The sequence below is a fragment of the Variovorax sp. J31P179 genome, from assembly GCF_030316985.1.
Classification (GTDB): Bacteria; Pseudomonadota; Gammaproteobacteria; order Burkholderiales; family Burkholderiaceae_C; genus Variovorax; species Variovorax ginsengisoli_B.
Genome location: NZ_JASZYL010000007.1, coordinates 308,919 through 322,248, shown reverse-complemented (window position 1 = coordinate 322,248; position 13,330 = coordinate 308,919). Strand labels below are relative to the sequence as shown.

At 70.0% G+C, this 13,330-nt stretch carries 11 protein-coding genes and 1 riboswitch; of the genes, 10 read left to right on the top strand and 1 reads right to left on the bottom strand.

Features of this window, described 5'->3' with window-relative positions; all coding sequences use genetic code 11:
• Positions 1–14 precede the first annotated feature (14 nt).
• The 8 genes from hutU (at position 15) to QTI17_RS20355 (ending at position 8,983) form a co-directional block, all read left to right on the top strand.
• Positions 15–1,733, top strand: coding sequence for a urocanate hydratase (gene hutU, locus QTI17_RS20390; protein WP_286535211.1), 1,719 nt, complete (start codon positions 15–17; stop codon positions 1,731–1,733).
• A gap of 18 nt (positions 1,734–1,751) precedes the next feature.
• Positions 1,752–2,339, top strand: coding sequence for a HutD/Ves family protein (locus QTI17_RS20385; protein WP_286535360.1), 588 nt, complete (start codon positions 1,752–1,754; stop codon positions 2,337–2,339).
• Between the two features lie 5 nt (positions 2,340–2,344).
• Entirely contained in the window at positions 2,345–3,589 is a 1,245-nt protein-coding gene (hutI, locus tag QTI17_RS20380; protein WP_286535210.1) for an imidazolonepropionase, read from the top strand.
• Positions 3,586–4,971, top strand: coding sequence for a formimidoylglutamate deiminase (locus QTI17_RS20375; protein WP_286535209.1), 1,386 nt, complete (start codon positions 3,586–3,588; stop codon positions 4,969–4,971). The genes hutI and QTI17_RS20375 overlap by 4 nt, the downstream gene beginning before the upstream one ends.
• A gap of 5 nt (positions 4,972–4,976) precedes the next feature.
• Positions 4,977–5,798, top strand: coding sequence for an N-formylglutamate deformylase (hutG, locus tag QTI17_RS20370; protein WP_286535208.1), 822 nt, complete (start codon positions 4,977–4,979; stop codon positions 5,796–5,798).
• Positions 5,795–6,928 (top strand): histidinol-phosphate transaminase, encoded by a 1,134-nt coding sequence (locus tag QTI17_RS20365; protein ID WP_286535207.1) that lies wholly within the window; start codon positions 5,795–5,797, stop codon positions 6,926–6,928. Before hutG ends, QTI17_RS20365 begins: the two co-directional genes overlap by 4 nt.
• Positions 6,929–6,977: 49 nt before the next feature.
• A complete protein-coding gene (locus QTI17_RS20360; protein WP_286535206.1) occupies positions 6,978–8,024 on the top strand; it encodes a homocysteine S-methyltransferase family protein in 1,047 nt (348 codons plus the stop codon).
• A 158-nt stretch (positions 8,025–8,182) separates the two neighbouring features.
• Positions 8,183–8,983, top strand: a complete 801-nt coding sequence (locus tag QTI17_RS20355; protein ID WP_286535205.1) for an SH3 domain-containing protein — start codon at positions 8,183–8,185, stop codon at positions 8,981–8,983.
• Positions 8,984–8,995: 12 nt separating this feature from the next.
• On the opposite strand, the gene QTI17_RS20350 is transcribed toward QTI17_RS20355, so the two are convergent.
• The gene (locus QTI17_RS20350; protein ID WP_286535204.1) at positions 8,996–9,883 is read right to left on the bottom strand and encodes a LysR family transcriptional regulator; all 888 of its coding nucleotides are present in this window, start codon (positions 9,881–9,883) and stop codon (positions 8,996–8,998) included.
• Between the two features lie 102 nt (positions 9,884–9,985).
• Between QTI17_RS20350 and QTI17_RS20345 the strand changes: the two genes are divergently transcribed.
• Together QTI17_RS20345 and metH are read left to right on the top strand one after the other, a co-directional pair.
• Positions 9,986–10,423 (top strand): PACE efflux transporter, encoded by a 438-nt coding sequence (locus tag QTI17_RS20345; protein WP_286535202.1) that lies wholly within the window; start codon positions 9,986–9,988, stop codon positions 10,421–10,423.
• A gap of 8 nt (positions 10,424–10,431) precedes the next feature.
• Positions 10,432–10,524: riboswitch (S-adenosyl-L-homocysteine riboswitch) on the top strand.
• Between the two features lie 21 nt (positions 10,525–10,545).
• Positions 10,546–13,299 carry a methionine synthase gene (gene metH / locus QTI17_RS20340; RefSeq protein ID WP_286535201.1) on the top strand — a complete coding sequence of 918 codons (2,754 nt, stop codon included), beginning with the start codon at positions 10,546–10,548 and terminating at the stop codon, positions 13,297–13,299.
• The last annotated feature ends 31 nt before the right edge of the window (positions 13,300–13,330 follow it).

The following is a 13,330-nucleotide window of genomic DNA, read 5'->3' as shown; positions in this document are numbered from 1 at the left end:
AAGGACACCCCGCCATGAACGCACCCGACAAATTCCTCGCCGCCGCCACCGATCCCCGCCATGACGCGAGCCGCGTCATCCGATCGCCGCGCGGCAGCACGCTGAGCTGCAAGAGCTGGCTCACCGAGGCGCCTTTCCGCATGCTGCAGAACAACCTCGACCCCGAGGTGGCCGAGCGGCCGCAAGACCTGGTCGTGTACGGCGGCATCGGCCGCGCCGCGCGCGACTGGGCCTCGTTCGACCAGATCCTCGAATCGCTCAAGCAATTGAACGACGACGAGACGCTGCTGGTGCAGTCGGGCAAGCCGGTGGGCGTGTTCAAGACGCACGAGAACGCGCCGCGCGTGCTGATCGCCAATTCGAACCTGGTGCCCAAGTGGGCCACCTGGGAGCACTTCAGCGAGCTCGACCGCAAGGGCCTGATGATGTACGGCCAGATGACGGCCGGCAGCTGGATCTACATCGGCAGCCAGGGCATCGTGCAGGGCACCTTCGAGACCTTCGTCGAGGCCGGCCGCCAGCACTACGGCAACGACCTCTCGGGCAAGTGGATCCTGACCGCCGGCCTCGGCGGCATGGGTGGCGCGCAGCCGCTGGCCGCGACCCTGGCCGGCGCGGTGTCGCTCAACATCGAATGCCAGCAGGCCAGCATCGACTTCCGCCTGCGCACGCGCTACCTCGACAAGCAGGCCAAGGACATCGACGACGCGATCGCGCTCATCAAGCAGCACACGGCCGCGAAGGAAGCGGTCTCGATCGGCCTGCTCGGCAACGCCGCCGAGATCCTGCCGGAACTGGTCAAGCGCGCCAAGGCGGGCGGCCTCAAGCCCGACCTCGTGACCGACCAGACCTCGGCCCACGACCTCGCCAGCGGCTACCTGCCGATCGGCTGGACCTTGGCGCAATGGGAGGCCGCCAAGGCCGACGCCACGCAGCATCCGACCCTGCGCAAGGCAGCGGCCAAGTCCTGCGCCGTGCACGTGCAGGCGATGCTCGACTTCCAGGCCATGGGCATCCCGACGGTCGACTACGGCAACAACATCCGCCAGGTCGCCTTCGACGAGGGCGTCAAGAACGCCTTCGACTTCCCTGGCTTCGTGCCGGCCTACATCCGGCCGCTGTTCTGCGAGGGCAAGGGCCCGTTCCGCTGGGTCGCGCTCTCGGGCGACCCGGAAGACATCTACAAGACCGACGCCAAGATCAAGGAACTGTTCCCTGACAACAAGCACACCCACCGCTGGCTCGACATGGCGCGCGAGCGCATCGCCTTCCAGGGCCTGCCGGCGCGCATCTGCTGGCTCGGCCTGGGCGAGCGGCACCTCGCCGGGCTGGCCTTCAACGAGATGGTGAAGTCGGGCGAGCTCAAGGGCCCGATCGTGATCGGCCGCGACCACCTCGACACCGGCTCGGTGGCGAGCCCGAACCGCGAGACCGAGAGCATGAAGGACGGCAGTGATGCGGTCTCCGACTGGCCGCTGCTCAACGCGCTGCTGAACACCGCCGGCGGCGCGACCTGGGTCAGCCTGCACCACGGCGGCGGCGTTGGCATGGGCTACTCGCAGCACTCGGGCGTGGTGATCGTCTGCGACGGCACCGACGCCGCCGCGAAGCGCATCGAGCGCGTGCTGTGGAACGACCCGGCCACCGGCGTCATGCGCCATGCCGATGCCGGCTATGACATCGCCATCGCGACGGCGAAGAAGCAGGGCCTGAACCTGCCGATGATCAAGTAGTCCGGCAAGGCCGTGCGAATCCATCGCTTCGACACCGCCTCGCTGGCCGCCGCGCCGTGGAAGAACGGCGGCGGGACCACGCGCGAGATCGCCGCCTGGCCCCAAGGCGCCGGAATCGACGGCTTCGACTGGCGGGTGAGCATCGCGACCATCGACCAGGCCGGGCCGTTCTCGGCCTTTCCCGGCGTCGACCGCGTGATCATGCTGCTGGACGGCAGCGGCGTGCGGCTGCGCTCGGGCGACGGCCGGATCGAACACCGGCTCGATCGGCCGCACGGACCGTTCGCCTTTTCCGGCGACATGGCGCTCGACTGCGAGCTGCTCGGCGGCCCGTCGACGGACTTCAACGTGATGACGCGGCGCGGCCGCCTGCGCGCCGAGGTGCGCGTGGTGGGCGGCGACAGCCAGGTGGGACCGGCAGCGGCCGGCCTGCTGCTCGCGCTGCGCGGCCGATGGCAGCTGCGGGGCGGCGACACGACCACCCTCGAACCCGGCGCCGGACTGTGGTGGGCCCAGGGCCCTGCCGGCTGGCACGCGACCCCTCTCGATGCCGAGGCCGCGCTGGTCGCGGTCCGCTTCGAAGAAGCGCTCACTCCTTCCACTTGAACACCATGACTCATCCCGCGTCTCCTTCCGCCGACGGCGTCTGGCAGCACCTGCGGCTTGCGCCCGGCGCGCTGGCCGACGACCAGGACGCCGTCGCCGATGCGGCGATCGTCGTCCTCGACGGCAGGATCGAATGGATCGGCGAACGTGCGTCGCTGCCCGCGATGCATGCCGGCCTGCCGCGCTTCGATGGCGAGGGCGCGCTCGTCACGCCGGGCCTGGTCGACTGCCACACGCACCTGGTCTACGGCGGCCAGCGCGCCAACGAGTTCGCGATGCGCCTGGCCGGTGCCACGTACGAAGAGGTCGCGAAGGCCGGCGGCGGCATCGTGTCGTCGGTTCGCGCCACGCGCGAGGCCGATGAAGACGCGCTGTTCGTTCAGGCCGCGGCCCGGCTCGAGCAACTGCTGGCCGACGGCGTCTGCGCGATCGAGATCAAGTCGGGCTACGGCCTCGCGCTCGACCACGAACGCAAGCAATTGCGTGTCGCACGGCGGCTCGGCGAGGCCTATGGCGTGACGGTGCGCACGACCTTCCTGGGCGCCCATGCGCTGCCGCCCGAATACGCGGGCCGCAGCGGCGACTACATCGACCTGGTCTGCAGCGAGATGCTGCCGGCACTGGCCGCCGAGGGACTGGTCGATGCGGTCGACGTCTTCTGCGAGCGCATCGCCTTCTCGCTGGCCGAGACCGAGCGGGTGTTCCAGGCTGCGCAGGCGCTCGGCCTGCCGGTCAAGCTGCATGCCGAGCAGCTGTCCGACATGGGCGGCGCCGCGCTGGCGGCGCGCCATGGCGCGCTGTCCTGCGACCACATCGAGCACCTGTCGGCCGAAGGCATCGAAGCGATGCGCGCGGCCGGCACGGTGGCCGTGCTGCTGCCCGGTGCCTACTACACGCTGCGCGACACGCACCTGCCGCCGATAGCCGCGCTGCGCGCCGCCGGCGTGCCGATGGCCGTGTCGACCGACCACAACCCGGGCACCTCGCCGGCGCTGAGCCTGCTGCTGATGGCCAACATGGCCTGCACCCTGTTCCGCCTCACGGTGCCCGAGGCGCTGGCCGGCGTGACCCGCCATGCGGCGCGCGCGCTGGGCCTGCAGCACACGCACGGCGCCTTGCATGTCGGCCAGCCGGCCAACTTCGTGCTGTGGAACGTCCGGGACGCGGCCGAGCTCGCGTACTGGTTCGGCCAGCGGCCGCTGCGCACCGTGGTGCGCCAGGGCCGCATCGCGGCGGGGGCGGCCGCATGACGACGCGCACCCTGTTCGCGGCCGATGCGCTGCTGCCGACCGGATGGGCGAAGAACGTGCTGCTGGCATGGGACGACGCCGGCCGGCTGACGCAGGTGCAATCCGATGCGCCCCGGCCGTCCGCTGCACCCACCGTGCGCGGCCCCTTGATCCCGGGCATGCCGAACCTGCATTCGCACGCCTTCCAGCGCGCGTTCGCGGGGCTCACCGAGCACCGCGCCGAGCAGCAGGACAGCTTCTGGAGCTGGCGCACGCTGATGTACCGCTTCGCCGCGCGCCTCGGCCCCGAGCAGATGGAAGCTGTCGCGACCTGGCTCTATGCCGAGATGCTCGAAGCCGGCTACACCAGCGTCTGCGAGTTCCAGTACGTGCACCATGACGGCGACGGCCGCCCCTATGCCGACGACGCCACGCTGAGCCTGGCGCTGCTGCGCGCCGCGCAGCGCACCGGCATCGGCTTCACCCTGCTGCCGGTGCTCTACCAGACCAGCGGCTTCGGCGGCACGCCGCCGAACCCGGGCCAGCGCCGCTTCATCCGCTCGACCGAGTCGATGCTGCGCCTGCTCGACGCGCTGAAGCCGGCCTGCGATGCGCAGGGCGCGCGCCTGGGCCTGGCGCCGCATTCGCTGCGCGCGGTGCCTCCCGATGCCCTGCGCGATGCGCTCGCCGGCCTCGATGCGCTCGATGCCAGCGCGCCGATCCACATCCACATCGCGGAGCAGACGCAGGAGGTCGACGACTGCGTCGCCTGGAGCGGCCAGCGGCCGGTCGCCTGGCTGCTCGACCATGCGCCGGTCGATGCGCGCTGGTGCCTGGTGCATGCCACGCACATGGACGCGCAGGAGTACCAGCGCGCCGCCACGCGCGGCGCGGTCGCCGGCCTCTGTCCCACGACCGAGGCCAACCTCGGCGACGGCATCTTCGACTTCGCGGCCTGGCGCGGCCATGGCGGGGCCTGGGGCGTGGGCTCGGACAGCCATGCATGCGTCAACGCGGCCGAAGAGCTGCTGCTGCTCGAATACAGCCAGCGCCTGGCCACTCGCCAGCGCAATGTCGGCGCCGATGCGGCGCACCCGCAGGTCGCGAGCGCGCTCACGCTGGCCGCCTTGCACGGCGGCGCGCAGGCCGCGGGCCGCGCGATCGGCGGCCTGGCGCCGGACCAGCAGGCCGACTTCGTCGTCCTCGACGCCGCGCACCTCGCACTGCAAGGGCTCGACGCGCCCGACATGCTCTCGGCGCATGTCTTCGCGAGCCACCGCACGTCGGCGATCGATGCGGTGTGGGTGGCCGGCCAGCCGCGCGTCGCCGCCGGCCGACATGCACTGCACGACCATGCCGCGGCCGGTTTCGTCGCCGCGCGCAGCCAACTTCTGAAGGATTGAGACCCATGCGCTTCATCACCACCGAGCCGCCGTTCCGCTTCCGCGCCGGCAAGCGCCCCCTGCTGATCTCGATGCCGCATGTCGGCACCCACGTGCCGCCCGGGCTCGCGGCGCGCCTCACCGACGAGGCCCGCCAGGTGCCCGACACCGACTGGCATCTCGAACGCCTCTATGACTTCGCGGACGAACTCGGCGCCTCGGTGCTGGTCGCCACGCACTCGCGCTACGTGGTCGACCTGAACCGTCCGCCCGATGGCGCCAGCCTCTATCCGGGCCAGAGCGTCACCGGCCTGTGCCCGGTCGACACCTTCGACGACACGCCGATCTACGCCGCCGGCGATGTGCCCGACGAGGCCGAGGTCGCCGAACGCCGGGAAGCCATCTGGCAGCCCTACCACCGCCAGCTCGCGGACGAACTGGCGCGCCTCAAGGCGCAGCACGGCATCGCCGCGCTCTGGGACGCGCACTCGATCCGCTCGGTGCTGCCGCGCTTCTTCGAGGGCAGGCTGCCCGACCTGAACCTCGGCACCGCCAACGGCGCGAGCTGCGATCCGGCGCTGGCGCAGCGGCTGAAGCAGATCGCCGGCGAGGCGAACGGCTTCAGCTCGGTGCTCAACGGCCGCTTCACGGGGGGCTACATCACGCGCCACCACGGCCAGCCGGCGCAGGGCGTGCATGCGGTGCAGCTCGAGATGACGCAGTGCAGCTACATGCAGGAAGCCTTGCCCTTCGACTACCTGCCCGAGGTGGCGCAGCGCGTCCAGCCGCACGTGCGGCGGCTGCTCGAAGCCGTGCTGGACTTCGTCGAGCGGAAGCGCGATCTATGAACATGTCTGCCATCCACGCACTCGCACGCCCCGAGGTGCCTGCGCTGCCCGCCTACAACGCCGGCCTGTCGTCGCAGGCGGTGCGTGCGCGCTACGGGGTCAGCGAGATCGCGCGGCTCGCCAGCAACGAGAACCCCTTCGGCGCCAGTCCCGCGGTGGCGCGCGCGCTGGTCGACCTGGCGCTGCAGGTCGGCACCTATCCAGATGCGAACTGCAGCGCGCTGCGCGCCGCGATCGCGCAGCGCAGCGGCGCCCGGCCCGAGGAGGTGGTGATCGGCAACGGCTCCGAGGACATCCTCCAGATGCTGTGCCAGGCCTTCCTGTCGCCCGGCGACCGGGTGCTGACGCAGCGGCCCGCCTTCGGCCTGCACGAGATCTACCCACGCATGATGGGCGCGCAGGTCGAAGCGCTGGCGCTGACGCCCGCGCTCGGCTTCGACATCGACGCCTGGTGCGAGGCCCTGGCGCGCGGCCCGAAGCTGGTGATGCTGGCGAACCCGTCGAACCCGGTGGGCTGCATGTTCGATGCCGGCGAGTTCACCCGGCTGCTCGCCGCCATGCCGCCGGCCACGCTGCTGGTGCTCGACGAGGCGTACTACGAATACGCGCGGACCGCGCCCGGCTTTCCCGATGCGCTGGCCGCGCTGCGCGCGCAGGAGCGGCCCTGGATCGTGCTGCGCACGTTTTCCAAGGCCTGGGGGCTGGCGGGCCTGCGGGTCGGCTACGGCATCGCATCGGATGCCGCGCTGGTCCAGCTGCTGGACCGGGTGCGCACGCCCTTCAACGTCAACCTGGCGGCGCAGGCGGCCGCGTTGGCGGCGTGGGGCGACGAGGCCTACATGGTCCATGCGGTGGCCGAAACGGTGCGGCGGCGCGACGCGATGGCGCAGGCGCTGCGTGCGATGGCCTGGCCGGGGCTGCGCGTCGCGCCGTCGGCGGCCAATTTCCTGTTCATCGACCTGGCGCGTCCGAACGGCCCGGTCAACGAAGCGCTGCTGGCGCGCGGCATCATCGTCAAGCCATGGAAGGAGCCCGGTTTCGAGAGCTTCATCCGGGTGTCGATCGGCACGCCGGAAGAGAACGCGCGCTTCCTCGGCGCGCTGACCGAGATCGCCGGCGCGCAGGCCTGACAAGACCCGACGCCGCGGCGGGCGCGGCGGCGCTTTCTACAATCGGGTCATGAAGCCCGTCGTCTACACCCGCGCCCAGCAACTTCCCGCCATCCTGGCCCAACGCATCGCCATCCTCGATGGCGCGATGGGCACCATGATCCAGCGCTTCAAGCTGACCGAGGCACAGTACCGCGGCGAGCGCTTCAAGGACTTCCCGCGCGACGTCAAGGGCAACAACGAGCTGCTCTCGCTGACCCGGCCCGACGTCATCCGCGACATCCACGAAGGCTATCTCGCGGCCGGCGCCGACCTGATCGAAACCAACACCTTCGGCGCCACCCGGATCGCGCAGGAAGACTACAAGATGGCCGAACTGGCGCGCGAGATGAACCTCGAGTCCGCGAAGCTGGCGCGCGCCGCGTGCGACAAGTTCAGCACCCCCGACAAGCCTCGCTTCGTCGCCGGCGCCCTCGGCCCGACGCCCAAGACCGCCAGCATCAGCCCCGACGTCAACGATCCCGGGGCGCGCAACGTCAGCTTCGAAGAGCTGCGGGCTTCCTACTACGAGCAGGTCGAGGCCCTGGTCGAAGGCGGCTCCGACGTGCTGCTGGTCGAGACCATCTTCGACACGCTGAACGCCAAGGCGGCGCTGTTCGCCATCGACGAGTACTTCGAGGCCAGCGGCGAGCGGCTGCCGCTGATCATCAGCGGCACCGTGACCGACGCCTCCGGCCGGATCCTGAGCGGACAGACCGTGACCGCCTTCTGGCACAGCGTGCGCCATGCACGGCCGCTGGCCATCGGCCTGAACTGCGCGCTGGGCGCGGCGTTGATGCGGCCCTACATCCAGGAGCTGGCACGCGTCGCCGACGACACCTTCATCAGCTGCTACCCCAACGCCGGCCTGCCCAACCCGATGAGCGAGACCGGCTTCGACGAGACCCCCGACGTCACCTCGCGCCTGTTGCACGAGTTCGCGGCCGAGGGACTGGTCAACATCGTCGGCGGCTGCTGCGGCACCACGCCGGAGCACATCGCGGCCATCGGCCAGGCGGTGGCACCGCTCGCCGGCCGCAGCCTGCATCGCGCGGCCTTCTACAGCGAAGCCGCTTGAGGCCGCCGCGCCCGGCGCATGTGAAGCCGGGATGAAGAAAGTCTCCAGACGTTCCGCGTGTGCGCGAACACGCGCGCTGCGGCGTTCTCGTTTGAAGGCCGTGGCTGATTGACATCGGGCTGCAGCCCCTTCTACCCTGGACCGCAAAGGAAATCTTCATGAACAACAAGGCAATGCGATGGGCCGGCCTGGCCGCCATCGCCCTGGCGGTGCCGTTGGCCGCCTCGGCCCAGCAGGCATTCACCCGCGGGCCGCTCAACCTGCGTGCCGGTCCCGGCGACAGCTATCCGCTGGTGGCCACCTTGGGGCCGGGGCAGTCGCTGCAGGTGATGGGCTGCACCGCCGGCTACGGCTGGTGCGACGTGGTGCTGCCGGACGGCCTTCGCGGCTGGTCCTATGCGGCCAGTCTCGAATACGCCTACCAGGAGCAGCGCGTCCCGCTGGCGACCTATGGCGCGATCATCGGCGTGCCGCTGGTGACCTTCGCGATCGGCAGCTACTGGTCCAACTACTACCGCGATCGCCCCTGGTACAACCAGCCGCGCTGGTGGGGCGGCCGCCCGCCGCCGCCGCCGGGCCCGGGCTGGCGCCCCCCGCCGCCGCCGGTGCCGGGCTGGCGTCCGAATCCGTGGCCGGGCTATGCGCCGCATCCGCCGGGCTTCCGTCCGCCGTCGGCGCCGGGCTTCGGTCCGCCGCCATCACCCGGTTTCCGGCCGCCGCCGGCACCCGGTTGGCGCCCGCCGCCCGGTGCGCGTCCGCCCGGCTTCCAGACCGGCGGCCGGCCGCCGGGGCAGGGCGGGGGTGACCACGGCCATGGAGGCGGCCGCGGTGGCGACCATGGCGGTGGCGGGGATGGCGGTCGCAATGGCCATGGCGGGGGCCACGGAGGCGGCGGTGGCGGCCACGGAGGTGGCCACGGCGGCGGCCATGGTGGAGGCGGCGGAGGCCGCGACCGCTAGCCGGCGCTTTCTTCAGTCCTTCTTGCGGGCGATGAGCGCCACGAAGCGCTGGGCCCCGAGGCCCAGCGGCCGCTCGCGCGACCACACGACATCGACCCACAGGTCGAGCCCGTTCGACAGGTTCTCGAACGGAATCTCGACCAGCGCGCCGGCCGCCACGTGCGGCCGCGCGAAGTTGCGCGGCAGCCAGCCCCAGCCCAGGCCGGCGGTGATCAGGCTCAGCGCGGCCAGCGCGTTGTCGGTGCGCCAGACATGGCGCGCGAAGACGAAACGCGGGTCGCTGGTGGCGAGGTCGCGTCCGGCGACCACGATCTGCCGCGTGGTCGTCAGGTGTTCTTCTCGCAACCGTCCCCCAGCCGCGGCCAGCACCGGATGGTCGGGCGCCATCACGGCCACCATGGTGTCGTTGGCCACTTCCTGGAAACCCTCGCGGCCGTCGAGGCTGGGGCGCTCGAACACCAGGGCCAGCTGCGCCCTGCCGCTGTGTAGCAGCGCCAGCGCATCGGCCTGCGGCGCCGCCAGCACCTCGACCTCCAGCAGCGGGTATTCGGCCGCCAGAGCGGCCAGCGGCCCGCTCCAGGGCGCGGCCAGCAACTCGGGCGCTATGGCCAGCGTCAGCCGGTTCTCCAGCCCCTGGGTCAGCGCCAGCGCCTGGACCTGAAGCTGCTTGAGTTGCGCCGCCAGCAGGCGCGCCTGCGGCTCCAGCGATCGCGCGGCCGCGGTCGGCTGCGGCTCGCGACCGCTGCGGTCGAACAGGCTGAGGTCGAGCTCGGCTTCGAGACTGGCGATCGCCATGCTGACCGCCGAGGGCACCCGGCCCAGCGCTCGCGCCGCCGCCGAGAAGGAGCCGTGATCGACCACCGCGAGAAACACCGCCACGCTGTCGCTGGAAAAACCCACGGCCGCCCCGATCTATCAATGAACCTGAAAGAAGATGACTTTTTATATCAGGTAAACCAACATAAAGTCCAGCTCAACGCCAACCAACACAGGATCGATTTCATGCAAGGGCTCAAGCGCCGCGTCGTCTATATCAGCCTCTACGAGGGCATCGCCATCGTCGCGGCCAGCGCGGGCCTGGCGCTGATGTCCGGCCAGGGACTGGGCCATTCGGGCGTGCTGGCGGTGATCGCCTCGGTCATCGCCGTGCTCTGGAACCTCTCGTTCAACGCCCTGTTCGAGCGCTGGGAGTCCGGCCAGGCGGTGCGCGGCCGCAGCCTGCGCCGCCGGATCGCCCACGCGATCGGCTTCGAAGGCGGCCTGATCGCCTTCCTGGTGCCGGTGTTCGCCTGGTGGCTCGGCGTCAGTCTCTGGGACGCCCTGGTGATGGACCTCGGCCTGGTGGTTTTCTTCCTGGTCTATACCTTCGTCTTCAACTGGGCCTTCGACGCCGTCTTCGGCTTGCCGGCATCGGCCGCCGGCGCCGCGCAGCCAGCGTAAAATCCGCGGCTCCCAAGGAGCGTTGCAGCGCCGCCGGCCGTCTGGCCGGCCGCGTCAGGCTTGGGCTTCCAGGCACTGGAGTGCAACGACGCTCGCCTGACCCCGTTTCCACAGGTGAGCCCATGCCAATCGATTCTTCCGCGTCCCAGACCCCGCCCCCGATGAAGCTGTCCGGCCTCGAGCCGGTGCAGATCGGCGATGGCGCGCTGTTCGTCAACATCGGCGAGCGCACCAACGTCACCGGCTCGAAGGCCTTCGCCCGCATGATCCTGAACGGCCAGTTCGAGGAAGCGCTGGCGGTGGCGCGCCAGCAGGTCGAGAACGGCGCCCAGGTGATCGACATCAACATGGACGAGGCCATGCTCGACAGCAAGGCCGCGATGGTGCGCTTCCTGAACCTGATCGCCAGCGAGCCCGACATCGCGCGGGTGCCGATCATGGTCGACAGCTCGAAGTGGGACGTGATCGAGGCCGGCCTGCGCTGCATCCAGGGCAAGGGCATCGTCAACTCGATCAGCATGAAAGAGGGCGAGGACCAGTTCCGCCATCAGGCCCGGCTGCTGCGCCGCTACGGCGCGGCAGCGGTCGTGATGGCCTTCGACGAGAAGGGCCAGGCCGACACCTACGAACGCAAGATCGAGATCTGCGAGCGCGCCTACCGCATCCTGGTCGACGAGATCGGCTTCCCGCCCGAGGACATCATCTTCGACCCGAACATCTTCGCGATCGCCACCGGCATCGAGGAGCACAACAACTACGCTGTCGACTTCATCAACGCGGTGCGCTGGATCAAGCAGAACCTGCCCGGCGCCAAGGTGTCGGGCGGCGTGTCGAACGTCAGCTTCAGCTTCCGCGGCAACGACCCGGTGCGCGAGGCGATCCACACCGTCTTCCTGTACCACGCGATCAAGGCCGGCATGGACATGGGCATCGTCAACGCCGGCATGGTCGGCGTCTACGACGACCTCGAGCCCGAACTGCGCGAGCGCGTGGAAGACGTGGTGCTGAACCGCCGCCCCGATGCCGGCGAGCGCCTGGTGGAAGTCGCCGAGACCGCCAAGAGCGGTGCCAAGGACGAGAGCAAGAAGCTCGAATGGCGCGGCACGGCCGAGCACCCAGTGCACGTGAACCAGCGGCTGTCGCATGCGATGGTGCACGGCATCACCGACTTCATCGTGGAAGACACGGAAGAGGCCTACCAGCAGATCCTGGCCACCGGCGGGCGTCCGCTGCACGTGATCGAAGGCCCGCTGATGGCCGGCATGAACATCGTCGGCGACCTGTTCGGCCAGGGCAAGATGTTCCTGCCGCAGGTGGTGAAGTCGGCCCGCGTGATGAAGTCCGCGGTGGCGCACCTCATTCCCTACATCGAGGAAGAAAAACGCCAGGACGAGGCCGCCGGCCGCGATGTCCGCACCAAGGGCAAGATCGTCATCGCGACGGTCAAGGGCGACGTCCACGACATCGGCAAGAACATCGTCACGGTCGTGCTCCAGTGCAACAACTTCGAGGTCGTGAACATGGGCGTGATGGTGCCCTGCCACGAGATCCTGGCGCGCGCCAAGGTCGAGGGCGCCGACATCGTCGGGCTCTCGGGCCTGATCACGCCGAGCCTCGAGGAGATGCAGTACGTGGCCGGCGAGATGCAGAAGGACGAGCACTTCCGCATCAAGAAGATTCCGCTCATGATCGGCGGCGCCACCACCAGCCGGGTCCATACGGCCGTGAAGATCGCGCCGCACTACGAAGGCCCGGTGGTCTACGTGCCCGATGCCTCGCGCAGCGTGAGCGTGGCGCAGTCGCTGCTGTCGGACCAGGCGGCGAGCTACATCGACGAACTCAATGCCGACTACGACAAGGTGCGCCACCAGCACGCCAACAAGAAGCAGGTGACGCTGTGGCCGCTGGCCAAGGCGCGGGCCAACAAGACGCCGGTCGACTGGGCTGGCTATGTGCCGCCGGTGCCGAAGTTCATCGGACGGCGCGTGTTCAAGAACTTCGACCTGACCGAACTCGCCAAGTACATCGACTGGGGGCCCTTCTTCCAGACCTGGGATCTGGCGGGGCCGTTTCCGGCCATCCTCAAGGACGAGGTGGTCGGCACCGAGGCGGTGCGGGTCTACTCCGACGGCCAGCGCATGCTCAAGCGCCTGATCGAAGGCCGCTGGCTCACGGCCAGCGGCGTGATCGGCTTCTGGCCCGCCAACACCGAGCGCGACGACGACATCGTGCTCTACACCGACGAGTCGCGCAGCGAGGCCGCGCTCACCTGGTGGGGCATGCGCCAGCAGGCCGAGAAGCAGGTGATCGACGGCGTGACCCGGCCGAGCCGCTGCCTGGCGGACTTCGTGGCGCCGCGCGAGAGCGGGCTCAAGGACTACGTGGGCATGTTCGCGGTCACCGCGGGCATCGGCATCGAGAAGAAAGAGAAGTACTTCATCGACGACCTCGACGACTACTCGGCGATCATGCTGAAGTCGCTGGCCGACCGGCTGGCCGAGGCCTTCGCCGAGGCGATGCACCACCGCGTGCGGACCGACCTGTGGGGCTACGCGCCCGACGAGACGCTCAGCAACGCCGACATGATCGACGAGAAGTACCGCGGCATCCGGCCCGCGCCCGGCTACCCGGCCTGCCCCGACCACAGCGTCAAGGGCCCGATGTTCGACCTGCTGAACTGCGCCGAGATCGGCATGAGCGTGACCGAAAGCCTCGCGATGATGCCGGCCGCCAGCGTCAGCGGCTTCTACCTGAGCCACCCCGACTCGACCTACTTCAACGTCGGCAAGATCGGCCACGACCAACTGCAGGACCAGGCAGCGCGCCGCCACCAGAGCGAGGCCGAACTCGAACGCCTGCTGGCGCCGAACCTGTGACACGAAGCGCCGTCGCGAGCACCGCCGGCCA

Coding starts and splice junctions, on each gene's coding strand:
- hutU (WP_286535211.1), top strand. CDS start 15: ATGAACGCACCCGACAAATTCCTCGCCGCCGCCACCGATCCCCGCCAT.
- hutI (WP_286535210.1), top strand. CDS start 2,345: ATGACTCATCCCGCGTCTCCTTCCGCCGACGGCGTCTGGCAGCACCTG.
- QTI17_RS20375 (WP_286535209.1), top strand. CDS start 3,586: ATGACGACGCGCACCCTGTTCGCGGCCGATGCGCTGCTGCCGACCGGA.
- hutG (WP_286535208.1), top strand. CDS start 4,977: ATGCGCTTCATCACCACCGAGCCGCCGTTCCGCTTCCGCGCCGGCAAG.
- QTI17_RS20365 (WP_286535207.1), top strand. CDS start 5,795: ATGAACATGTCTGCCATCCACGCACTCGCACGCCCCGAGGTGCCTGCG.
- QTI17_RS20360 (WP_286535206.1), top strand. CDS start 6,978: ATGAAGCCCGTCGTCTACACCCGCGCCCAGCAACTTCCCGCCATCCTG.
- QTI17_RS20355 (WP_286535205.1), top strand. CDS start 8,183: ATGAACAACAAGGCAATGCGATGGGCCGGCCTGGCCGCCATCGCCCTG.
- QTI17_RS20345 (WP_286535202.1), top strand. CDS start 9,986: ATGCAAGGGCTCAAGCGCCGCGTCGTCTATATCAGCCTCTACGAGGGC.
- metH (WP_286535201.1), top strand. CDS start 10,546: ATGCCAATCGATTCTTCCGCGTCCCAGACCCCGCCCCCGATGAAGCTG.